Below are 21,411 nucleotides of genomic sequence, written 5' to 3' on the forward strand. Positions count from 1 at the left end.
GCCGTGACGATCGAGGCCATTCACCATGCGACCATTCAGGTTTTGCTGACAGGGGGACTCGGATATCTGACCACGACGCGGGTCGCCGAGCGCGCTGGCGTTTCCGTTGGGACGATGTACCAGTATTATCCCCATAAGCAGGCACTGCTCTTCGCCCTCGTCGAGCGTCAGTTCAACCTGATCGAAACGGCGATGGGGGAAGCGACCACCCAATTGATGGGCGGTGACCTTAGGACGATCGCGCATGGCGTTGCGACGGCCTGGCTGGACGCGAAGATGGCGGACATGGTCGCCTCGCGCGCGATTTACGGCATCTCCGCCGAATTTGACTTGTCCGAACGGATGAGCAGGGCGGCGCAGACCATGACGGCGTCTATCGATGCTCTGCTCGCCAGTGCCTGCGATGCGCAATTCGCCGACCGGCAGTCCGTTTCCTTCATGCTGGCGGCGCTGTTGGGCGGGTCCGTCCGGGTTGTCATGGAGGCCGACCCTTCAGAGGAGAACTTCGCGCGATTGCGGCGCGAATTGCCTCAGGCCTGCCACGCTTATCTGGTGGCCACCAGTCAGAGTGTGGAAAGATAAGCCGACCTTCTGCTTATCGGCGCGCTTAATTCGTCATTCTAGGTCCGGAATGGGTCGGCAGCGGGAAAGGAAAGGCCTGGGACAAAGCCGTCATTCGAGAATGTGACCCTAAACGACGAGTTTTGGATGAAGCTGACATTCGCAAGCAAAGATGATGGCTTGGAAAATTCGATGCTGGCAGCCCCTTCAATCGGAGAGAGGCCCCGCGCTGCGTGCAAGTCCGAAAAAAGTTGCTCGATGGAGTGACCGAAGCAGCATGACTCGCGAATAAGAGATCATGCGCCCCGACTTCCTCTCGAGACTGATCTCAAAGTCGTCGCCAGACGCGGCTCGTGCCAGTGGTGAGCGAACGTCCCAGACGGCGCCGGACAGCTGGAGTAGCTTGATGGCGGCCGCCCAGAACGGCCATGGTGGCGCATACCGGCGGTTGCTTGGCGAGCTGTCGGAATGGCTCACACGTTATTTCCAGCGTCGGCTGCCGCCGGGCGAGGTGGACGATGCTGTGCAGGAAACTCTGCTCGCGATACATCGCCGGCGGCACACCTATGATCCGCAATACCCGTTAGGCCCCTGGCTTGCGGCGATCGCCAAGAACAAGTGGGTCGACCAGCTTCGCAGCTTGGGGCGCAGGCCCATGAGCGAGCTCCCCGTCGAAATAACCATCGGCGATCACGAGGCGTCGGTCGTAAGCAGTTCGGTTCTGTCCAGTCTGCTCGACGAGCTTCGGCCCGCGCAGGCTCAGGCGATCCTGCTGGTCAAGGTGCAGGGCTATAGCATCGAGGAAGCGTCAGGCCAGATCGGCCTTTCCCCCTCGGCAGTGAAAATGAACATCCACCGTGGGCTCGCGCGCCTGACCGCAATCATTGAGAAGACTCCCGATGTCGAATGAAGCCCTTATCATCGACCTGTCCTCGGACCTCGCACCGATCCAGCGCCGCAGCATGTTGCGTGAAGGTGGGCTCGTTCTCGCGCTGGGCGCGGCGGAACTGGCGCTGTTCCTCGCGCTGGGCGTGATGCGCCCGGACATGCACCACATGGCGGGGTCGCCTTATCTGATATGGCGGGTCGGGAGCCTCGGCCTTCTGGCCATGGTCGCCTGCGCGCTGGCGATCCGGTCTTACGCGCCCACCGCACGTCCGGCACGGGGTCTGATGATCGCCTGCGTCCTTGCGGTTTTTGCCATCGTCGGCGGTGCGTTCGTCGCGCCGGCCGGAGTGGGCGAGCGCGCGTTGCTCGATCGCATCAACCCTGCAGCAGGGATGTTGTGCGCCGCTTCGATCTTCGTGCTCTCGCTGCCGATCGTGACCTTGCTTGGTGCCCTGATGCGGCGGGCCGCCCCGACCCGACCACGCCTCAGCGCGCTCGCGTCGGGCATCGCTGCCGGCGCCTGTGGAGCCTTCGTGTTTGCGTTCTGCTGCCCCTTCAACGACCCGCTCTATGTCGTGGTCTGGTATAGCATCGGATGCGGCGCCGTGGCGGCCGCAGCGCGATGGCACCTGCCGCGACGTTTCCGCCTCTAACCCGAAACTGCGCGGCGGATAAGGCGCCGCGCACTGCCTGAACCAAGCATCCCTGACCCACCCGGATTTCGGGACAGGAGACGTGCGCCTGCTTCACTGAAAGGAACCATGCCATGAAAACCATCACCGACGCGAAGTCCCCGGATCGGGACTGGCTCAAGACCTATTACTATCTCCGCTTCGCGGTCTCCGCGATCTGGGTAGCACTCGCGTTCACGGTCGCGAAGGCGATGCCGCCGCTAGCCGCGGTGATGCTCGTCGCCTACCCGGCGTGGGACGCGCTGGCGAACTATCTCGATGCCAGCCGGAGCGGCGGTCTTGGCCGGAATAAGAGCCAGATGCTGAACTTTGTCGTCAGCATCGTGACCGCCGTAGCCGTCGCTGCGACCCTGCCGAACGGGATGCATGCGGTTCTTCAGATCTTCGGTGTGTGGGCTGTCCTGTCCGGTCTCTTCCAGTTGCTCACCGGCGTTCGCCGCTGGAAGTCCTATGGAGCGCAGTGGGCGATGATCCTGAGTGGCGCTCAATCGGGGCTCGCCGGTGCGCACATGTTGAGCAAGGCCGCTGGTTCCGCTCCTGTCAGCATCGCCGACATCGCGCCCTACGCTGCCTTTGGCGCCTTCTATTTCCTCATCTCGGCAGTCTCCCTGACCATCAGCGACGCGCGCCGACGCTCGAAGGCCGTTGCCGCCTGAGCGATCTGCTCATCAAACTCTCCGCAGGCGAGGCTGCGGTCAACCAAACAAGGAATGAACCATGTCAATCGACGTAAAATATCGCACCGCCGCCACTGCGAACGGGGGGCGTGATGGCCGCACCTGCACCGAGGACGGCAAACTCGACCTGCAGCTTTCCAAGCCGAAGGAACTCGGTGGGCCAGGCGGCGAAGGGACCAACCCCGAGCAACTGTTCGCATCGGGATATGCCGCCTGCTTCCTCAGTGCCCTGAAGTTCGCCGCGCACCAGCTCAAAATCCATTTGCCGACAGGTACGGCGGTCACCTCGACTGTGGGGATTGGCACGCGCAGCGAAGGCGGCTTCGGTCTCGAGGTCGAGCTCGCCGTGACGCTGCCGGGCATGGACACGAACGAATCCCAGCGTCTTGTCGAAGCAGCACATCAGACATGTCCTTATTCGAACGCCACGCGCGGCAACATCGACGTGCGCCTTAGCGTCATCTGAACTTAACAGGCCTGCGCGGTTGCAAGCCCGTTCTCTCACCATCACTAGGAATACCGACCATGCGCAGCTTCGACGCGACCATCATCGGCGCCGGCCAGGCTGGCCCGGCGCTCGCCGGACGGCTGAACGATGCAGGCCTGTCGGTCGCCATCATCGAGCGGCACCACGTAGGCGGCACCTGCGTCAACACTGGCTGCCGGCCGACCAAGACGCTGGTGGCGAGTGCCTATGCGATCCGCACCGCGCAGCGCGGTGCGGATTATGGATTTCGGACGGCGGGGGCTGTCGAAGTCGACATGAAGGCTGTCGCCGCGCGGGCCGATCGGATCATCCGCGACGGCCGCTCTGGCAACGAGAGCTGGCTGTTCGGGATGGCGAACGTCGAACTCATCCGGGGGCATGCGCGCTTCGAGAGTTCCAAGGTCGTTGCCGTCGATGGCGAGCGGCTGACCGCGCCACACATCTTCATCAATGTCGGCGGTCGCGCAGTCGTGCCGGACATGCCCGGCGCGGATCAGGTTCCGCTCCTCACCAACACCGACATCGTCGCACTCGATAGGCTTCCCCGGCACCTCGTAATCATCGGCGGCAGCTACATCGGGCTTGAGTTCGCCCAGATGTATCGACGCTTCGGCGCCGAGGTCACGGTCGTGGAGCGAATGGACCGTCTGATTGCGCGCGAGGACCCGGACGTGTCGGATGCGGTCAGACAGATCCTCGAAGCCGAGAGGATCACCGTCCGCACTGGCGCGGACTGCATCGGTTTTACCCGCGCCGGTGCCGACGTAGCGGTGCGTGTGGATTGCGTCGAGGACGGGCGGCCCGTCGTCGCCAGCCACGTCCTGATGGCAGTCGGGCGGCGACCGAACACCGACGATCTCGGCCTCGACGCCGCCGGCGTCGCCGTTGATGCGCGCGGCTACATCACGGTCGACGACAAGCTGGAGACGACTGTCTCCGGGATCTTCGCGCTCGGCGACTGCAACGGCCGGGGCGCCTTCACCCACACCGCCTACAACGACTTCGAGATCGTCGCGGCCAACATTCTCGACGGGAAGGACCGCCGGGTCAGCCAGCGCCTGCCAGGCTACGCGCTCTACATCGATCCACCGCTCGCCCGCGTGGGCATGACAGACGCCGAGGCGGCCAGGTCCGGCCGGCGGCTCCTCCACTCGAAGCGCCCGATGACGCGTGTGGGGCGTGCAGTGGAAAAGGGAGAGACCCAGGGTTTCATGAAAGTGGTGGCCGACGCGGACACCCGCCGCATCCTTGGCGCGGCGATCCTGGGGACTGCGGCGACGAGGCGATCCACGGCATTCTCGACATGATGAACGCCGACCAGCCGATCGAGACACTGCGGTGGGCGGTCCCGATCCACCCGACCGTCTCGGAGCTGATCCCGACGGTCCTGCTCGACCTTGCGCCTGACCCGCAGGCACCGCGACGAGAGGATACCCTGTGACCATATTGCCCGAAACAGCGAATATACCGAGATGCTACATTTGACCGCCGGAGCGATCCTCCGGCCAGCCCGCCTGATGCTCGTCATCCCGGCACTCTGCCTCATGGGAGCGGCGCTTCCGGAAGGGCGCGTCGCCGTGTCCCTTCCAGCTGACGTCAAACCAGCTGCGGGTGGTCGATTGCTGATATTCGCCGAACCCGCCAACGCTGCAAATGCGGAAGCAGACGATGTAGATCTAGGCGAGCTGGAAACAAAGGGCGCGGTGGCGGGGCGCGACGTATCGGATTTCGGCCCCGACCGCCGCGCGACCATCGACACGAACGATAACGCATTTCCAACCAGCTTCGCCTCGCTTCCGCCCGGCGATTACCGTGTGCAGGCCGTGCTCGATCGAAACGGCGACTACAATTATGCCGGCCGGAGCGCTGGTGATCTCGTTTCCAAGGTCGTGACCCTCCGTTTCCCACTCGCGGCGCCAGCCGAGATCGCGCTGGATCACGTGCTCGGCCCCGCTGCCGGGCAGTTCGACACGACCGGATTTCCGCCGGCCGCCATCGCGCAGATCGCTGCGTCCCGCGAACACCTGCACGACGAAAGCATCATCTCGGCATCGCTGACTCGGTTCCACGGAAAGACGAAGGCGATCAGCGCCTGGGTGCTGACGCCCCCCGGATACGATCCGAATTCGAAGTCGACCTATCCGGTCGTCTACACCGCCGGCGGGTTCGGCTCGACGCACAAGCTCGATGGCCAGCAGCTCTCCCGCCAATGGCATCTGATGGAAACGCGGGTAATCCCGCCGATGATCTGGGTCGCGCTGAACTTCTCCTCGAAGACCGGCACGACGGAGTTCGCCAACAGCGCGGGCAACGGACCGTGGGGCGATGCCCTGGTCCGCGAGGTGATACCTGCGCTGGAGGCCCGCTATCGCATGGATGCTCGGCCGACCGGCCGGTTCCTGACCGGGCACAGCTCGGGCGGCTGGTTCGCCTTGTGGACCATGGTCAGCCACCCTGAAATGTTCGGTGGAGCCTGGCCGTCATCGCCCGACCCCTCCGACTTCCACGATTTCGTGGGCGTGGACCTCTACGCCCCGGGAGCCAATCTATACCACGACGCGAACAGCGCGCCGCGCCCGTTCGAGCGCGCAGGCGGCAAGGTTCGCTTGACCATCGAGGAGGCCGCGCGTCTCGAAAGCGTTCTTGGGCGCGACGGCGGGCAGCTGCGTTCGTTCGAATGGGTGTTCTCGCCGCGCCGCGCGGATGGCACGCCGGCGCCGATGTTCGACCGCGCCACAGGTGCAGTCGATCCGGCTGTTATGGCATATTGGCGCCGACACTATGACATCGCCTACAGGATCGAACACGATTGGCCCCGCTTGCGGAAGCATCTGGACGGCAAGTTGCACGTGTCCGTCGGCACGGCGGATTCGCACTATCTCGATGGCTCCGTCCGAGGGCTTGAAGCCGCTGTCCGCAAGGTCGGCGGGCGGGCGGACTTCACCTACGTGCCCGGCGCCACGCACAGTATGAGCGCGGTCTATACGAGGGGCGGCGATCGCAACGGCCTCTGGGTCGAGATGACGCGGGTTATGCTCGCGATCGCGCGTCCTCACGGCAATCCATAGTCACTGCACCAAAGGGAGCGTGAAGCATGCGGACGATCGGCCTGATCGGTGGGATGTCCTGGGAGAGCTCGGCGGAATATTACCGCATCCTCAACGAAGGCGTGCGGGATCGGCTCGGCCTCACGGCGTCGGCTCGCTGCCTCCTGTGGTCGTTCGACTTTTCGGAGATCGAGGCGCTTCAGCATCGCGGGGCGTGGGACGAACTCGGCGCCCTGATGGTCGATGCAGCGCAACGCCTGGAGGCGGCAGGGTGCGATCTGCTCCTGATCTGCACCAACACGATGCATCTGCTTGCGCCGCGCGTCGAAGCCGAAATTCCTATCCCGCTTCTCCACATCGCTGATCCGACCGCCGAAGCGATCAAGGCGGCCGGGCTGAGGAAGGTCGGCCTACTCGGCACCGCGTTCACGATGGAGCAGGACTTCTACAAGGGGCGGCTCACCGAACGGCACGGGCTCAGTGTTGTCGTGCCAGGAGATGGCGACCGCGCAGTCGTGCACCGGATCATCTACGAGGAGCTGGTCGCCGGAAAGATCGAACCCGCTTCACGCACCACCTACCAGGAGATCATCGCACGCATGGTCGAAGATGGCGCGGAGGGCATCATCCTCGGTTGCACCGAGATGATGCTGCTGATCGGCGTCGATGACAGTCCCGTGCCGATCTTCGACACGACCACGCTGCACGCGCAGGCTGCTATCGAAAGGGCTCTCGATTAGCAGCGGAGCGGGCCGCTGCTCCGCACGGAAGCAGCGGGAGCCGGCCAGTCCAGCTACTTAGGCTTCGTCCTGCCACCTGCGCAGATCCGTCTGATCATGATAGGGCATGCGATCAGGCGTGGTAATGAACTCCATGGTCGTGCCCCAGGGCATCCGACAGTAGCAGACCTTGTTCCCGATACCCCTTTCGGTCGCATAGGGGATGTCGCGGGGGGCCGTCAGCGGCGTGCCGCCGGCCATCTCGAAGCGTGCGACCGAGGCATCGATGTCGTCCGTGTAGAGCGCGAAGTGCGTGATGCCGAAGTCGCTCGCCCGGATCGGCTGGGCCTGCTCGGGCCCGTGCATCTCGAACAGTTCGATGTCAGGCCCCGTCCCGATCTTCACCATCGCCTGGGCACGAACGACGGTTCCGGGGTAGGCACCGACCGCGCGCTCGAACTCAGGACCCTGCCGGGGCGGATCTTCCGGCCCGAACGACTGGTAGATCACCTGGCCGCCAAACGCGGCGACGATGAACGACTTCGCGGCCTCGATGTCCGGCACGGTGATGCCGATGTGATTGACGCCGCGGATTTCAGGTGCGGTCATGGGTGTTCTCCTTTCATCGACGTGCTGTGGATTTTCATCCCCTGGGGCGCTTCCACCGTGGGTGCATTCGCTCTGGCCAGCTCGACGGCGGGACCGGACGATCAGTTGGTCGTGAGGAAACTGATCAGGCATGCGGCGACCTCGTCGGGTCGTTCGTCCGCGACATAGTGGCTGCAAAGCTCGATCGAGCCGCCGGTCACGTTGCGCGCGAACTCCTCAAGCATCGGGACCATGCGGTCGCCGAAGCGCTGGTCCCCTCCTAGCCCGAGGGCCGGTATCTCGAGAGGCCGCTTCCTGTATTCGAGCGCCGCGGCATGGTCGGCGGCGAGGGTACGATACCATTCCATGCCGCCACGCGTCCGCCCGGGGAGCGCCATCGCCTTCGCGTAGATTTCAATGACAGCGGGATCGAAGGTGCTGTGGTCGTGGAACCGCTCGGCCATGAAGGCCGCGATGTAGTCGTATTCGCGCCCATGGATCAGGCGTTCGGGCAGATCGCGGTTGGCATGGAAGCCGAAGTGCCAGAGCCTGGCGATGGTTGCCTCCCACTCGCTCCAGCCGGGCAGCGGGACGTCGAGCACCGCAAGATGCGTGACGGCATCCCTGAAGATCGCGGCCTGAGGCAGCGCGACCATCCCGCCGATGTCGTGTCCGCACACCGCGTATCGATCGTGCCCGAGTGCGATCATAACATCATGCGCGTCGCGCGCCATAGTCGCCTTGTCGTAGCCGCCCTGCGGGCAGTCAGAGAAGCCCGCGCCGCGCAGATCGATGGCGACGACGCTGAAGCGTTCGGCTAGCGGCGGCATGACCTTGTGCCATTCCCACCACGTCTCCGGCCAGCCGTGAAGCAGAAGGACGGGCGGGCCCGCGCCTCCCGTGACGGCGTTGATCTTGATGCCGTTGGCCGGCACCAACTGCTGGGTGAAACCCTTCAATGCTGCGATCATGATCGCACTCCAATCAGAGGTTGAGGTCGGGAAAAGGGGGCTCGGAGCTGGCTCAGGGCTTGTCGAAGTCCGTGTCGATCGAGACGTCCCGCCAGGCATCGATGTCCGCCCGGAACGCCGCCAGCTTCCGCTCCGCAATCGCATGCGCGACCGGTCCCAGCGGGAGGTGCAGAGGCGGGTTCTGCGCATCGACCGCCTGCAGGATAACCGATACCGCCCTGTCGGGGTCGCCAGCTTGGTTGCCGTCGTTCGTTTCCGCATAGTTCCGGCGGGAACTGGCGGCATATTCCGGCATCTCGTTCGCTGCCAGGGTGATCGAGCGACCCAGGAAGTCGGTGCGGAACGGGCCGGGCTCTGCGATCACCACCCGCACGCCGAAAGGAGCGAGTTCACCGGCCAGCGCCTCCGAGAGACCCTCCACCGCGAACTTGGCGGCGTTGTAGTAGCCGCCACCGCCGCTGCCAGCGATACCGGCGCCGGAGGACATGTTGACGATCGTCCCACCCCGGCGCCGCAGGGCCGGCAAGGCTGCTCTCGTCGTCTCGATCAGGCCGAACACGTTGACCTCGAACATCGGACGATATTCCTCGGCCGTGCCCTCCTCGATCGCGCCAAACAGCCCGTAGCCTGCGTTGTTCACAAGCACGTCGAGGCCGCCGAACGTCTCGATCGCCCTCCCGACCGCGGACCTGGCGGTCGCGGGGTCCGTCACGTCAAGCGGCAGGGCGATCATGCGACCGGAGAAGGGAATGGCCATCTCCTCGATCGCCTTGACATCGCGTGCGGTCGCGACGACCTGGTCGCCCCGACGTGCCGCAGCGAGCGCAAGGCGCCGACCGAAACCGCTCGAGCAGCCGGTGATGAGCCAAGTCTTCATTGCGTGTTCTCCGCCCTAAGCTCGGACGGCACCGACGTCTCTTCTTTACGAACCGCGATCTCGGCCATGACCGACCAGTCCTTCTCTCCGAGACCTTCCACGACGGCCTCGGCGAGCCGCTCGCGGACGGCTTCGAGCATTGGAAGCGTGCGTCCCATATCGTTGCCCGCCTCGGTCGCGAGGCGCATGTCCTTCAGCGCGAGCCTAGCCTTGAAGCCGGGCTCGAAGGATCGATCGATGATCTGAGCGCTATAGCTCTCATAGGGGCGGCCGGAGAACAGCGTCTCAAGGATGAGTTCGAAGAAGTCGGCTCGGTCGAGGCCGACGCCCTCCGTGAGCACGACCGCCTCCGCCATGGCCTCGATCGCCATCGCGATCATCATGTTGCAGGCCAGTTTCGCGATGTTCGCCCGGGCGGGATCCTCTCCCAGCCTCCAAACCTTCTTGCTGAGGGGCACGAGGATAGGTTCGACGGCAGCGATGGCCTCAGCACTGCCGGCAGCCAGGATGTTAAGCTGTCCGCTCGCGGCGACGTTCGGGCGGCCTAGCACCGGTGCGGATACGTATCCGATGCCTGCCACTTGATGGAGCGCCGCCAGTTCACGCGCGAAGGCAACGGAGATCGTCGAGGTGACGACGTGCGTCAGTCCGGGACGCGCGCCCCTGAGGAGACCGGCATCGAGGATCACCTCCCGGATGGCGGGGTCGTCCGAAAGCATCGTGAAGACCGCATCGGTCTGGAAGGCCTCCGCAGCGCTCTCGAGCAGAGTGACGCCAGGAATTGCGTCGGGGGACAGATTGCTGCGGTTCCAGGCACGGACATCGTAGCCAGCCCTAACGAGGTTTAGGGCCATCCCTTTCCCCATGCTGCCGAGACCGATGAAGCCGATCTGCATGATATCATCTCCTGTCATTCAGAGGGAATTCTCCGAGGGCAGACACGGCGGGCTAAGCCGCCCCATTCTCGCCTAGGGAGAAAGGTCGATCAGAGTGGCTTCACCACGCTGCGCTGCGGAGTGACGTCGGTGACAAGGTCGACATCCGCCATGACCCGGGCTGTCTGTGGAGACGCCAGAGCCGCGTTCATGGCAGCCTCGTCGCGGAAGTTGACGACCCCCAAAGCGATGAGACCGGCTCCCTCACCTTGCGGGAAGAACCCGGCCGCGCTGACGAGCCCGCAGGGACCCCAACATTCGCGGACCAACGGAAAATGGATGTTGATCCAATGATCCCGATCGAAAGGCGTAGTTTCATCGCCTGCGTAGCTCATCAGCATGGTGATCATCGTCGAACTCCTCAATCGCGAGCGTCGACGCAAGATTTAGGTATCTAAATTTGTTCAATAAGTGACAATATTGTATTCTCGACGTTCATTTTTGTGGGTGTGTGCGATGGATTGGAGCGATGTCAGGATCTTCCTTGCGATAGTGCGTGCCGGCACGCTTGGCGGCGCTGCACGGACTCTTCAGATCAGCCATCCAACGGTCGGCCGGCGTCTCCGCGCTCTGGAGGAGGCGATAGGCCACGCCCTTTTCCAGCGCACTGCTGACGGTCTCGTCCTGACCGAGGAGGGCAACGGCATCGTCTCTTTGGCTGAGCAGATGGAGGAGGGCGCTCTGGCTATGGAGCGGCGCCTCGCTGGGCAGGAGCAGAACCTGACCGGCAGTCTTCGCATCTCCTCGGCCGACTGGTTCGGAGCCTATGTCCTGCCTCCTATCCTTGCCGAATACTCCAAGGCCCATCCAAACGTCGACGTCGAGGTTCTGACCGGCACGCGCCTCTTCAACCTCGCGCAGCGCGAAGCCGACGTCGCGTTCCGGATCGTGCCGTTCGACACGGCTGACCTCATCCAGCGGAAGCTGTTTCGCCTAGAATACGGGGTCTACATCGCGGAGCTGGCGCCTGACCCCAAGTTCGGTGATGGCTCCGGCTTTCGCCTGATCACTCACGACACCTCTACCGGGCACTTCCCAGACATCGCATGGCTGATTGACAGCTTCCCGAACGCCAGGCCGGTCGTGCGATCGAATAACCGCAATGTTCAGGGCCGCATGTGCAGGCAGGGCGTGGGCATCGCGGTTCTTCCCCAAGTGGTGGGCAGTCAGATCCCGGGCATCCGCAAACTGTCGCTACCGTCGAAGCCGCCATCGCGAGACATCTGGATGGGGTATCACCGTGATCTGCGACGCCTGGAGCGCCTGCGCGCATTCATCTCGACGGTATCTGCAACCATCTCGGACGGGGCGTTTTGGGAATAGCAGCGTCGGAATCACGCAGGGCACCCAATCCCTCACCCTGCACATATTTGAACGACAGGAATGCAGTTCCGTAAGTTTACGATCAAGACCGTTCGGCTCACATTGTCGTCATGGCAAACGCAATCATGATCGCGACCTGCAGCGGCGGGTCATTCTTCGACCGCGACTATTATGTCGACGTCCACCTGCCGTTGGCGCTACAGTACTGGCGGCCATACGGACTGGAAAGCGCATCGGCCTTCTTCCCCCGCGACGCCGACTTCCCGGACGTTTCCATCGGGATCTACAGGTTCCGCGACCAAGCCGCGATACATGCAGCGCTTGCCTCGCCCGAGACAGAGGCCGTGATGGCGGACGTGCCCCAATTCACGGACGCCACCGTATCCAGGATCATCGGCTTCTCCGCCTGACCAATCTCCTCCGCACCGGGCCGACGGCATTCACGTCGTCCTGCTCCCGGCCTGCGACACAGATCAGCCGAAAGAACATCGACATGAACAACTCTCCCCCTCTCGCCGGCAAGCGCGCGCTTGTCACGGGAGCCGCGCGCGGCATCGGTGCAGCGATCGCACTGAAGCTTGCCGAGGATGGTGCCGACGTCGCCATCACCTACGAGAAATCGGCAGACAAGGCCGCGGCGCTGGTCGCCGAGATGCGGGCCTTGGGACGCAGCGCAGTGGCGGTCCAAGCCGATGCCGCCAGCCCTGAAGCCTCTAGGAACGCAGTCGCGCAGACCGTCGCTCAGCTGGGCGGCCTCGACATCCTCGTCAACAATGCCGGCGTGCTTCTCCCGGGTTCCTTTCCCGACCAGCCCCTTGAGGAGATCGACCTGCAGTTAGACGTCAATGTCCGCGGCGTCTTCGTCGTCACCCAGGCTGCGCTGAAGCATATCCCCAATGGCGGCCGCATCATTTCCGTCGGCAGCAATGCCGGCTTGTCCGTTCCGTTCGCGGGCATCGCCGTCTATGCGGCGACCAAATCCGCGATGGAAAGTTTCACCCGGGGTCTCGCCCGCGAGTTGGGCCCTCGCGAAATCACCGTCAATCTGGTTCGCCCCGGCCCGATCGACACCGACATGAACCCTGCCGATGGCCCTCTCGCGCCCTCCATTCTCCCGAGCCTGTCCATCCCGCGCTACGGCAAAGCTAGAGAGGTCGCTGAAGCTGTCGCCTTCCTCGCTGGGCCGGGCGCAGCCTACATCACAGGCTCGGGAATTCTCGTCGATGGGGGTATTGCTGCGTAGCTTTAACAAGAATGCGCAGCTCGAACGGCGGGTTTGGGCGAAACTCGCCGCTCTGGTGCGGGATCGGCAACGTCGTGAGCTGGTCGGTCACAGACGAGGAGCATCCTCGATAAGGCGACGCAAGCTTTCGAATGTTACTAACGTCATGGCTCCGACCTTCGCCACATCGATGGTCCCATTAGCGATCAGCTCATAAAGCTTAGACCGCCCGATCCCGGTGAGCCGGCAGGCTTCCGGGATCCGCACCGAGATCGGATCCGTTCGCCCCACCCTAGGTCCGGCATCAGGCACATGTCGGCTCATCGCTTGCTCTCCTCTTCAGAATGAGATGATTTCGCGGCACTCCCACGCGGCTTACGCGCCGCCATCTGCCCCGCGATCCTGACGAAGCTTTCGTACCGGATTTGCCCGAGCCGCTGCGTCTCCTTGTCGAAGGCGGGATGATGGGCGGTCTGGGTCAAGTGGAAGCGCACCAGCAGGGCCACCACTTCGGTCAGGTAATCCAGCCGGCGCTCGATGCGCTCGACAGCCCGCACCTGTCGGTCCAGCGCCTTGCCGAACTGCGCATCGATGTCGGCGGCTTCACGCTGCTCGAACCAGGCAGTGAGTGCCTCGCTGAGCACGGCAGTCTTCGAGCCTCCCGGCTGCGCGGCAAGCGCATCGAGCCGCGCCGACAAGTGATCGGGAAGGTAGAATTGATGGCGGGTCTTGCGCGTCTGCATGGCTACCAGAATGCGCCTCGCGCAAGCGGAGCAAAAGATACTCGGCGGTGCCGCACAGAGCCTCTGCGGTGCCGTCAGGAAATCTCCGGGCCGGATTGCTGGCGCCCGAATCTCCAAGTGATGGTTCCGCCCGGCTCGAGCCCCCCGGCAACCTGCCTGCCAATGTGCTTTTCTAGGACAGGGCGCCAAGGCACCAGCGTGAACTCCCTGGACTTCTCGATGACGGCAAACTTCTCAGACCCCATCTGGATCGCCTTGCGGTACGTGCCCGCGATGTGCTCGCCCTGCATCGGGACGAACTTCAATCCCAGTTCCCGTGACAGCTGCCCGGCGACCCGGCGAAGCTCGCGCTGCCGCAAGCTGCCCAGCATGTTGGCGCGATAACTGATGGTATCCCCCATCTGCTCGGCCAACCCCTGCTCTATCAGCCACTGGCGACGCAGCTGCAGCGCGGTCTTCACCTCGCCGCCCATTCGTCCCTCGAGCCGCCCCTCAGTCCTGTTGGCCTCCTCGGCCAGACACTGATGGTCGAGCCAGGTCGGCCCATCGTGCCGGGCCAGCTGGTTCAGCGGCCTGTCGGCCAGCACCTCGACCGCCACCGGCGTCTGGATTGCAAGGCGTTGTTCGAACGCTTTCACCTTTTCCAGATAATCGGGCGCGATGGTCCAGGTTCCATCCTTACCTCGAAAGGCCGGGATGCCGCCATGTCGCAGAGCTTCGAGCCGCCGATCGTAAGCCTCGATGAAGCGGGTGGTCGCCGACGGGTCGTGCTGCCGATGCAGCTCGCGGCTGTACATCCCGCCATTCGCAGCCGCGATTCCGGCGATGGTCTGGTCCGAGGTGCGGATGCCGAATGAGGACGGCGCGATCCGCACCAGCCTGTCTTTGGCAGCCCCCTCACCCCGATCGCTGCCCAGATCGACATAGTGCGAACGGCCATCGGTCGCCTCAACGATCAGGTAATGGCGATCGCGAAGCTCGTCGGAGAGCCCCCGGCTCAGGACCTTGCCGACGATGGGCTGGTTCTCGCCGCGATCGAAGATCGCATAATCCTGCGGCAGCACCTCGGGTCGGGCACGCAGCTGCTCGTGCATGGTGGCGATGATGTCGCCGCGCTTGCCCATCTCACGCAGCGTTGCTTCCAGATCAGGATCGAGACGGTAGAGGCCCTTGCCCTCTTCGGTCGCCAGACCCATCCGCGACAGGGTGCCTAGACGGGCGGCCCGGAGGCCTTGCTCGACAGGGTCGGAGTGCCATGCCGATGCGAGGCCCTTGTCGTCAATGTCCCGACGCAGGCGACGATCGATCCGGGTGAAGCGTTCCTGCGTCACTTCGCGCTCGTTGGCCCTGGCGATTTCGTGCTCGCTGCGCGGGCCAAGGTCATGGCCGACGATCTCTGAGGCCCGAGCAGCCAAGCCGGTGCTGATGTAGTCGCGGGCGATGACAAGGTTCTTGCCCAGATCGTCAACGCCGCGCACGACGATATGAGTATGGGGATGCCCGGTATCGAAGTGATCGACCGCCACCCAGTCCAGCCTCGTCCCGAGGTCCTTCTCCATCTGGGTCATCAGGCGCCGCGTGACCGACTTCAGATCCTCGTACCGTTCGCCATCTTCGGGCGAGACGATGAAGCGGAACTGGTGGCGATCTCCGCCACAGCGTTCGAGAAACTCCTTGCGGTCTCCCTGGTTTTCTTCCGGCCCGTAGAGAGAACCGCGTTCGCCATCCCGCGTGGTGCCCTCGCGTTCGAGGTAGCGCAGGTGCCTGGCCGCCCCCTCGATGCCCTTGCCCGCCAGCCTCACGTAACGGGCCTTCACCACCACGCGGCGAGCATTCGTTCGAGCCGAACGCGAAGAGCCGCCCAGCATCCGCCCGGTGACCGATCCGCGCCCGGTCCGAACGCCCGTGAAACGGACCTTGCCGCTGCCAGCTGCCTTGCGGGCTCCGCCCGCCTGATTGACGGCACGGCGCAGATCGTGGCGCATGGGCCTTTCCTTGCCCATGTTGCCTAGCCATACATCGAAGCCGTCATCCATGCCGTCACCTCGCGGGGTAAAGGCAGAGATGAGGTGTCGCGCGCGTGTGGCTTCAAGGGCCTCCACTGCCCCCCGGCCGCAAACCCGCGCAAATCCGAGGCTTTTCGCGCATCAAACCAGGCGGTGGAGGCACCTATCAGGCATCCACCCCCATCATCTCCCCGGAAAACGACGTGCAGACAGACAGTTAGCCAGGATCGCGAGATACGGGCCTTTATCTTGCCTGCGCCCTACCCTCCCTAACTGCCCTCCGACGGCACCCACCCCTCCATCCGCACCCTTCAATGTGTTCACCATATGTTCTATAGCGGCAGACATTGGTGAGTCGCGAAGAGGAACAGGCATATGGGTGTGCGGATCGAAGCCAGGACGGACCATCGGCTGCAGCTGACAGGCGATATCGAGACCACTCTTGATATACCGGCGCGGGGACTGGCGGAGGGGTTTTCGCCTGCATTTTCGGATGGGACGCTGGTGTATGGCACCTGCATTCCGGGCGGCGATGCATGCTTTTTCGCCCTCGCCAGCGAGGGTGCGGCGAAGGTCAGGATCGCCCGTCATGGCCTTGGCGAGGCGCTTGATCTGGACTGGACTTTTGACTGGATCACGCTGGCCTGCGGTGCGCAGACGCTGCAGCCCGAAGCCGCTGCGGATGACGAGGACGTACTACAGCTGACGCTTGATATCGAAGTGCGGGATGCGGCCTAAGCGGCCTTGGACAGCTGCGTGAGGTGACCTTCGCAAACCACTTTGACGATGGTCAAAAGCGCCGCAATCCGCTCGTCCAGCCATTGCAGTTCGTCGGGCTGGATGGCGTAATGCGGAGAGTAGCGGGCATTGACATAGGCCTGCTGAAGAAGCTCGAAACGGCGCCTTGTGATCTTGCTGTCGCGCGGCCATGCATCGATCAGGTCGAAGCACTGACCTTCCGCAAGGCTGCGCAGGAACTTAATGTTATGCGATTTCGGCGCATACATCGTCAGGCTCAGCAAAAGGCAAATGTACGCCCGTTCAGTGGCCTGATGGTAGAGAAAGGCTGCATCGCGGGGCTTGTCGTTAGCGACATAGAAGGCCGCACCGAGCTTGGCGCTGTCTGCCTGCTCTGACCAATATTCGTAGTGCTTCTGAGCTGTTGCAAGGGCTTCAGCAGAGGTCTGCTTCCGGGGCTGCGCAAACTGCTGCTCGCCGCAATCGTAGAGCAGCACCCCATCGCGCAGGATGTCGGTGAAGAACGGAAGGCCACTCCGCAAATCGGCGTTCACTTCCGCCATGGTGGCGACGATGAAATTGACCTCGGCGGAAAGGCGTCCGGTGACCGTATGTTCGCGGATCAGGTGTTCATCGGCGCGGTACCAGTACTCCGCGCGATCGGTCAGGCGCTGGTCGTTGACGACGACAAGAATGTCGTAATCCGAGAAGTAGCCGCCCACAGGATCGGCCACCCAGTCGCCCCGCGCGTGGCTGCCGTAGAGCACAATCTTGACGATGCGGCCCTGCTTCTTCCAGCCCTGGGTCGCCAGCGCCAGCGCATCCTCGAACTCGGCGAACAGGACTTTGACGACCTGCGCGAGCTCAGCGCGCTTGCCTTCGGGAAGATGGTCGAGATCGGTCTTCATCATCACAGATTCGCCTCTATCGCCCTCGCTGCCAAGCGCAAAGTGATGCGGCCGATCTCGCCAGAAAATTGACCACCGATCGGCCGCCACCATGCGCTCCGCGCACGGGATCAATCGGCATCGTAGGTGCGCAAGTGCCGGGCGATGATGGCGAACGCCTTCCAGAACCGTCTGGTTACTTGTCTGCGGGAAAGGCCGGTCTGTCGGGCTATCTCGTCAAAGCTCATGCCGTCGACACGGGCGGCAAGGAATATCGAGCGGTTCAGTCGGGGCACCTGCATCACGGCTTCCTCGATACGCCGCAACCGTTCGGGGTCTATATCCATGAGACGTCTCCTCGAGAAAGAGTGCCCGGCAACACCGAAAGGCCACCGGGCAATGCTGGTTCAAGCTGCGTGCGGCAGTGCTTCCCGGTCGAGCGATCCGGCCACTGTTTCTGGGATTTCCGGGGTTCCGCTGTCCTCGGTCCGTGCCATCCGCTGCCCGCGTTCAGCGCTGCCGACCCCGCCTCTTGTCGTGTAGGCGCTTGCCGGAAAGACCATCCAGCGCGGCACCCAGCTATCGCGCTTTATCCTTCCATTGGTCCCGGTCAGGCAGTCGCGGACGATGCCGCGCTGCACCTTCGTGGTCGCGCTGGCATTCTCGGCAGCGACCTTCTCGCCCGCCACTTCGGCCAGCACATGCCCCATGACCTCGCGGTCGCGCACCGCATCAAGGAGGGCATCGTCGGCCCGCCAGACATCCGCCATGGCAATACCCATATGCTCGCCCAGCAGTTCAATGAGGCCGGTGCTGACATCGAGCGTTTCGCCCATGACCACGGCCAGAACGCGCATCACATCGCCGTCATCCATCGCGATCAGCCGTCGAACCAGACCGCAGATGCCCTGCCCGTTCGCATCGCTGCCGGTGACCGTTGCCGTCTCGGCGTCCAGCCCCAGCAGCGCCAGAACCGCGCGCCGCCGCGCATCGAACAGGCTTTCCGACAGGCAGCCCTCGACGCTTTCCGCCACTGCATCGCTGGGCGCCTTTTGCCCTTCGATCCGCACGGTCCACAGCCCCGAACCGGTTATAGCATGGGCGACCATCACCCGGAGTGACAGGGCGGTATCCTCGACCAGCTTCGCACGGACAGCGGCATGGCGGTGCAGGTCGATGTAGGCGTTCAAGGTGCTCGACACCTCGGGCCGGACCACCTTTTCCAGCGCGTCGCCCATTTCAAGCCGCCGGGCTTCCTTGGCAGTCACATAGCCTTCATGGAAAGTGACATCGCCGCGATGCCCGATGGCGATATAGACACGGCCACCCTTCGCCTTGGAACAGGCCGAATGCTCCCACGTATGGAACGTCTGGCCTTTAGACAGAACCACCACTTCGCCCCATCCGGCATCGCGATACTGCGCTGCCCGATTTTCCACTTGCGCCATCTGAAGCGTCCAAAAGGCGTCCGAACGGGCAAAATAGGCCTCGTTTCCGAACAAATCGGCGATAATTTCAATTTTGTAATCGGCCGGATCGAACAGCGCAGCACTCGCAGGTATCGACGCCCCGCCGAACAGCCATGACTTGAGCCATGCCCCTGTCGGTGCGGTCGCCCGCTCGTCGTTATGAAGCGCCAACCATTCCTTCTGCTTCGCCTTGGACGCCATGGTGAGGTGCCGCAGCGACACCGCATCGATACCGTCCGCCCGGTAGAGGTTGCGCAGGCGGGGGATGAGGTTGCCGAGCGCCAGAGTGCGCTTCACCTGCAGTGCGGTCAGGCCGAAAGTCTGGGCAATGCCTTCGACATCGCGCCCTTCCCCCACCAGCCGGGTAAAGGTTTCGCAACGGGTCATCTCATCAGGATCGAGCCGGGCAACATTCTCGATCAGCGAGGCTTCCAGCGCCGCCGTATCGTCCCCCGGCTCGATCACCGCGCACGGCAGGTCCTCGATGCCGCCACTCTCTTCCGCTACCGCCAGCGCCGCATGGAACCTGCGCTTGCCTGCCAGAATCTCGTAAGCCGGGACATGCTCCACAGCCGCCGATCCAGCCTCGGACACCGCACTGCCCGAAGCAACCATCTCGCGAACGATAAGCGGCACCAGCACGCCCCTCGCCCGGACGGACGGCAGGATGTTGGCGATGTCGCAAGACTTCCTCGTCCCACGCATGTTGAGGCTGGAAACCGTCAGACGGGTGATATCGATGTGCTTGAGTTCCACGAGTTACACTCCTTCTCTCATCGCGCGCATTGACCGGCCGGAGGGCGGGGTGGGCGACAGGAGCGATCCGGCAGGCCCGCCGTCAGAGGCGGGGTGCACCTGAAAGGCCGGAACGAAGTGGAGGACCTGAGCGTAGCTCAGGTTGCACGCCGCCGCGGCGGGCCTAGAGGTGAGTGACGCCCATCCCGCCTGCCCGGCAGGTCAATCAGCAACGCCAGCGCGGCTTGTCCGCGCTGTCCGCATCCGGACCGCGAAGTGGGCCGGCCCTGCCAGCGATCGTTACCTGCATGGGACCAGACGCCGAAGGTGGCTCGGTCGGAGCGAAGCGGAGATAGAGCGCGGCCGCGCCGACGGCGCGGGGCAGCCCTGCTGTAGCGATACACCTTGTCGGCCCGAACGACAGGATCCGGCCCACGATCACCGAATGAGCAAGGCCGGAAGACAACGTCGCTAACGCGAGTGTGCTTGTCATCCGATGCATTGACGCACGGGGAACCGCAGGCAACACCATACAGGTGTCGATCTTACTCAGAACCGCGCTCGCATCCGCCCTCCTGTTGGCCGGGTGCAATATGGAGCCGTCCGCCGAGCAGACAAGCGCGGCATCGAGCGCGGCCGTAATCCCGCGCGCAGGGCTGGTCACCGATGCGGCGAACATCATTCCGCCACGAGACATGGAGGCGATCACTGCGAAGCTAGCGGCACTGGAGCGTGCGACCAAGCATCAGGTAGTCGTCGTCACGACGCCTTCACTCGATGGTGAGGACATCGCGACCTTCACCATAAGATTAGCCAAGGCTTGGGGGGTTGGGCGCGCAGGCCACAATGATGGCGTGGTGCTCCTGGTCGCGCCGAGAGAACGCCAGTTGCGCATCACGGTCGGCTACGGCCTGGAGGACACACTCACGAACGAGGTGTGCCGAAGGATAATTCAACAGCAGATGGTCCCGCGGTTCAAAGCCGGCGACTTACCCCGGGGAATAGCGGACGGAGTCGACGCTATCGTCCTTCATTTGATGACGGAGGCAATGCCCAGAGCGGGCTGACTTTTGGCGAAGGGACATGGGTTCGCGGACGAGATGGCGCTTGGCCAGGTGCCGAGCCCGGCGTCACTACGGATCACCGTCAGCATGAAGCGATACGCAGCGCTCGTCGCATGGCGGTCCTTGATCCGCCATGAGACCGCGTAAGCTAGCGTTTACCGCGCCTTGAAGGTGAACAAGCACGCCACCAGCTCGATAGTAACGAGGCCGCTGGTACCGAACGCACCGGCGATCCTATTAGTAATCCGTTGAGGATTAACTGCGATCATCCTTTGATGGCGCGAAGAAACTTTCAGTATGGGCATGGACGGTGGGCGCCGTCGCCCGGTGCCACCGAAAGCATGAGCATGGTGAAGGTGGTAGGCGCGTCGGTGCTGGTCGGCGTCGTGATAGCTTCAGCGGTAGTCGCGTTTGAAAAAGCTCAAGACAGGAGTGAAGCTCGCGCTGCTGTGCTGTCCACCCTGCCGCAAGGCTATGAGTTCCCGGGATGCAATGAGGTCCGTAGGCTTGGTCTTGACCCCCTTTACAGCAACGAGCCGGGATATTCCATCCGAATGGATGGTGACGGCGACGGGATCGCCTGTGAGGTTTACTGACGGCTACCAGAGCCGGTCGGTTGTCTTTCAAAAATGAAGTTCGGCTTCCTGCTGGTCAGCTTTGCCGCTTGCATTCGCAAGCGGTGAAAATGCCCCAGGCTTTCCGTAAAAGCTGGCGAAGCGCTCATGCTGCCGACGAGCATCGGCTACCGCGCAATTTCTGCAAACGAAGATTTCCGGGTCGTC

Annotated in this window: 26 protein-coding genes; 15 read left to right on the forward strand and 11 right to left on the reverse strand. The window is 63.5% G+C overall.

Features of this window, described 5'->3' with window-relative positions; all coding sequences use genetic code 11:
• The 9 genes from GGR40_RS20860 to GGR40_RS20900 form a co-directional block, all read left to right on the forward strand.
• A partial coding sequence (locus GGR40_RS20860) for a TetR/AcrR family transcriptional regulator (protein WP_429278182.1) occupies positions 1 to 582 on the forward strand: 582 nt, incomplete at its 5' end.
• Between the two features lie 385 nt (positions 583 to 967).
• Complete coding sequence (locus tag GGR40_RS20865; RefSeq protein WP_429278183.1) at positions 968 to 1,471, forward strand: sigma-70 family RNA polymerase sigma factor; 504 nt, start codon at positions 968 to 970, stop codon at positions 1,469 to 1,471.
• On the forward strand, positions 1,461 to 2,102 hold the full coding sequence (locus GGR40_RS20870) for an NrsF family protein (protein ID WP_429278184.1): 642 nt from the start codon (positions 1,461 to 1,463) through the stop codon (positions 2,100 to 2,102). The genes GGR40_RS20865 and GGR40_RS20870 overlap by 11 nt, the downstream gene beginning before the upstream one ends.
• Positions 2,103 to 2,215: 113 nt before the next feature.
• Positions 2,216 to 2,797: a DUF308 domain-containing protein gene (locus tag GGR40_RS20875; RefSeq protein WP_429278185.1), complete on the forward strand. Its 582-nt coding sequence runs from the start codon at positions 2,216 to 2,218 to the stop codon at positions 2,795 to 2,797.
• A 61-nt stretch (positions 2,798 to 2,858) separates the two neighbouring features.
• Entirely contained in the window at positions 2,859 to 3,284 is a 426-nt protein-coding gene (locus GGR40_RS20880; RefSeq protein ID WP_429278186.1) for an organic hydroperoxide resistance protein, read from the forward strand.
• Between the two features lie 59 nt (positions 3,285 to 3,343).
• Positions 3,344 to 4,612, forward strand: coding sequence for an FAD-containing oxidoreductase (locus GGR40_RS20885; RefSeq protein ID WP_429278187.1), 1,269 nt, complete (start codon positions 3,344 to 3,346; stop codon positions 4,610 to 4,612).
• The gene (locus GGR40_RS20890) at positions 4,609 to 4,746 is read left to right on the forward strand and encodes a hypothetical protein (protein WP_429278188.1); all 138 of its coding nucleotides are present in this window, start codon (positions 4,609 to 4,611) and stop codon (positions 4,744 to 4,746) included. Before GGR40_RS20885 ends, GGR40_RS20890 begins: the two co-directional genes overlap by 4 nt.
• Positions 4,703 to 6,373, forward strand: coding sequence for an alpha/beta hydrolase (locus GGR40_RS20895; protein ID WP_429278189.1), 1,671 nt, complete (start codon positions 4,703 to 4,705; stop codon positions 6,371 to 6,373). The genes GGR40_RS20890 and GGR40_RS20895 overlap by 44 nt, the downstream gene beginning before the upstream one ends.
• Positions 6,374 to 6,399: 26 nt before the next feature.
• On the forward strand, positions 6,400 to 7,092 hold the full coding sequence (locus GGR40_RS20900) for an aspartate/glutamate racemase family protein (protein ID WP_429278190.1): 693 nt from the start codon (positions 6,400 to 6,402) through the stop codon (positions 7,090 to 7,092).
• 57 nt (positions 7,093 to 7,149) lie between these two features.
• On the opposite strand, the gene GGR40_RS20905 is transcribed toward GGR40_RS20900, so the two are convergent.
• From GGR40_RS20905 to GGR40_RS20925, 5 genes are all read right to left on the reverse strand, one after another.
• A complete protein-coding gene (locus GGR40_RS20905) occupies positions 7,150 to 7,680 on the reverse strand; it encodes a VOC family protein (protein ID WP_429278191.1) in 531 nt (176 codons plus the stop codon).
• Between the two features lie 101 nt (positions 7,681 to 7,781).
• Positions 7,782 to 8,630 (reverse strand): alpha/beta fold hydrolase, encoded by an 849-nt coding sequence (locus tag GGR40_RS20910; RefSeq protein ID WP_429278192.1) that lies wholly within the window; start codon positions 8,628 to 8,630, stop codon positions 7,782 to 7,784.
• Positions 8,631 to 8,682: 52 nt separating this feature from the next.
• Complete coding sequence (locus tag GGR40_RS20915) at positions 8,683 to 9,507, reverse strand: oxidoreductase (protein ID WP_429278193.1); 825 nt, start codon at positions 9,505 to 9,507, stop codon at positions 8,683 to 8,685.
• A complete protein-coding gene (locus GGR40_RS20920; protein ID WP_429278194.1) occupies positions 9,504 to 10,403 on the reverse strand; it encodes an NAD(P)-dependent oxidoreductase in 900 nt (299 codons plus the stop codon). Before GGR40_RS20920 ends, GGR40_RS20915 begins: the two co-directional genes overlap by 4 nt.
• An 89-nt stretch (positions 10,404 to 10,492) precedes the next feature.
• Positions 10,493 to 10,792: an EthD family reductase gene (locus GGR40_RS20925; protein ID WP_429278195.1), complete on the reverse strand. Its 300-nt coding sequence runs from the start codon at positions 10,790 to 10,792 to the stop codon at positions 10,493 to 10,495.
• Positions 10,793 to 10,898: 106 nt separating this feature from the next.
• Here GGR40_RS20925 and GGR40_RS20930 point away from each other — a divergent pair, with 106 nt between their 5' ends.
• From GGR40_RS20930 to GGR40_RS20940, 3 genes are all read left to right on the forward strand, one after another.
• Positions 10,899 to 11,765: a LysR family transcriptional regulator gene (locus GGR40_RS20930; RefSeq protein ID WP_429278196.1), complete on the forward strand. Its 867-nt coding sequence runs from the start codon at positions 10,899 to 10,901 to the stop codon at positions 11,763 to 11,765.
• A 110-nt stretch (positions 11,766 to 11,875) separates the two neighbouring features.
• The gene (locus tag GGR40_RS20935) at positions 11,876 to 12,175 is read left to right on the forward strand and encodes an EthD family reductase (protein ID WP_429278197.1); all 300 of its coding nucleotides are present in this window, start codon (positions 11,876 to 11,878) and stop codon (positions 12,173 to 12,175) included.
• Positions 12,176 to 12,258: 83 nt separating this feature from the next.
• Positions 12,259 to 13,008 carry an SDR family oxidoreductase gene (locus GGR40_RS20940; protein ID WP_429278198.1) on the forward strand — a complete coding sequence of 250 codons (750 nt, stop codon included), beginning with the start codon at positions 12,259 to 12,261 and terminating at the stop codon, positions 13,006 to 13,008.
• 87 nt (positions 13,009 to 13,095) lie between these two features.
• On the opposite strand, the gene GGR40_RS20945 is transcribed toward GGR40_RS20940, so the two are convergent.
• The 3 genes from GGR40_RS20945 to rlxS all read right to left on the reverse strand — a co-directional run bounded on the left by GGR40_RS20945 (position 13,096) and on the right by rlxS (position 15,766).
• Complete coding sequence (locus tag GGR40_RS20945; protein ID WP_429278199.1) at positions 13,096 to 13,311, reverse strand: helix-turn-helix domain-containing protein; 216 nt, start codon at positions 13,309 to 13,311, stop codon at positions 13,096 to 13,098.
• Positions 13,308 to 13,730 (reverse strand): CopG family transcriptional regulator, encoded by a 423-nt coding sequence (locus GGR40_RS20950; protein WP_429278200.1) that lies wholly within the window; start codon positions 13,728 to 13,730, stop codon positions 13,308 to 13,310. The genes GGR40_RS20945 and GGR40_RS20950 overlap by 4 nt, the downstream gene beginning before the upstream one ends.
• A gap of 74 nt (positions 13,731 to 13,804) precedes the next feature.
• Complete coding sequence (gene rlxS / locus GGR40_RS20955) at positions 13,805 to 15,766, reverse strand: relaxase/mobilization nuclease RlxS (protein ID WP_429278201.1); 1,962 nt, start codon at positions 15,764 to 15,766, stop codon at positions 13,805 to 13,807.
• Between the two features lie 345 nt (positions 15,767 to 16,111).
• Here rlxS and GGR40_RS20960 point away from each other — a divergent pair, with 345 nt between their 5' ends.
• On the forward strand, positions 16,112 to 16,474 hold the full coding sequence (locus tag GGR40_RS20960) for a hypothetical protein (RefSeq protein ID WP_429278202.1): 363 nt from the start codon (positions 16,112 to 16,114) through the stop codon (positions 16,472 to 16,474).
• Here GGR40_RS20960 and GGR40_RS20965 read toward each other — a convergent pair.
• From GGR40_RS20965 to GGR40_RS20975, 3 genes are all read right to left on the reverse strand, one after another.
• Complete coding sequence (locus tag GGR40_RS20965; RefSeq protein ID WP_429278203.1) at positions 16,471 to 17,385, reverse strand: HEPN domain-containing protein; 915 nt, start codon at positions 17,383 to 17,385, stop codon at positions 16,471 to 16,473. The genes GGR40_RS20960 and GGR40_RS20965 overlap by 4 nt on opposite strands.
• A 107-nt stretch (positions 17,386 to 17,492) precedes the next feature.
• On the reverse strand, positions 17,493 to 17,708 hold the full coding sequence (locus tag GGR40_RS20970) for an RNA polymerase sigma factor (protein WP_429278204.1): 216 nt from the start codon (positions 17,706 to 17,708) through the stop codon (positions 17,493 to 17,495).
• A gap of 60 nt (positions 17,709 to 17,768) precedes the next feature.
• Positions 17,769 to 19,586 carry a ParB/RepB/Spo0J family partition protein gene (locus GGR40_RS20975; protein WP_429278205.1) on the reverse strand — a complete coding sequence of 606 codons (1,818 nt, stop codon included), beginning with the start codon at positions 19,584 to 19,586 and terminating at the stop codon, positions 17,769 to 17,771.
• Between the two features lie 515 nt (positions 19,587 to 20,101).
• Here GGR40_RS20975 and GGR40_RS20980 point away from each other — a divergent pair.
• A complete protein-coding gene (locus GGR40_RS20980) occupies positions 20,102 to 20,632 on the forward strand; it encodes a TPM domain-containing protein (RefSeq protein WP_429278206.1) in 531 nt (176 codons plus the stop codon).
• A 338-nt stretch (positions 20,633 to 20,970) separates the two neighbouring features.
• The gene (locus GGR40_RS20985) at positions 20,971 to 21,225 is read left to right on the forward strand and encodes an excalibur calcium-binding domain-containing protein (protein WP_429278207.1); all 255 of its coding nucleotides are present in this window, start codon (positions 20,971 to 20,973) and stop codon (positions 21,223 to 21,225) included.
• Positions 21,226 to 21,411: the final 186 nt, after the last annotated feature.

This window comes from Novosphingobium gossypii (assembly GCF_050433305.1).
Classification (GTDB): Bacteria; Pseudomonadota; Alphaproteobacteria; order Sphingomonadales; family Sphingomonadaceae; genus Novosphingobium; species Novosphingobium gossypii.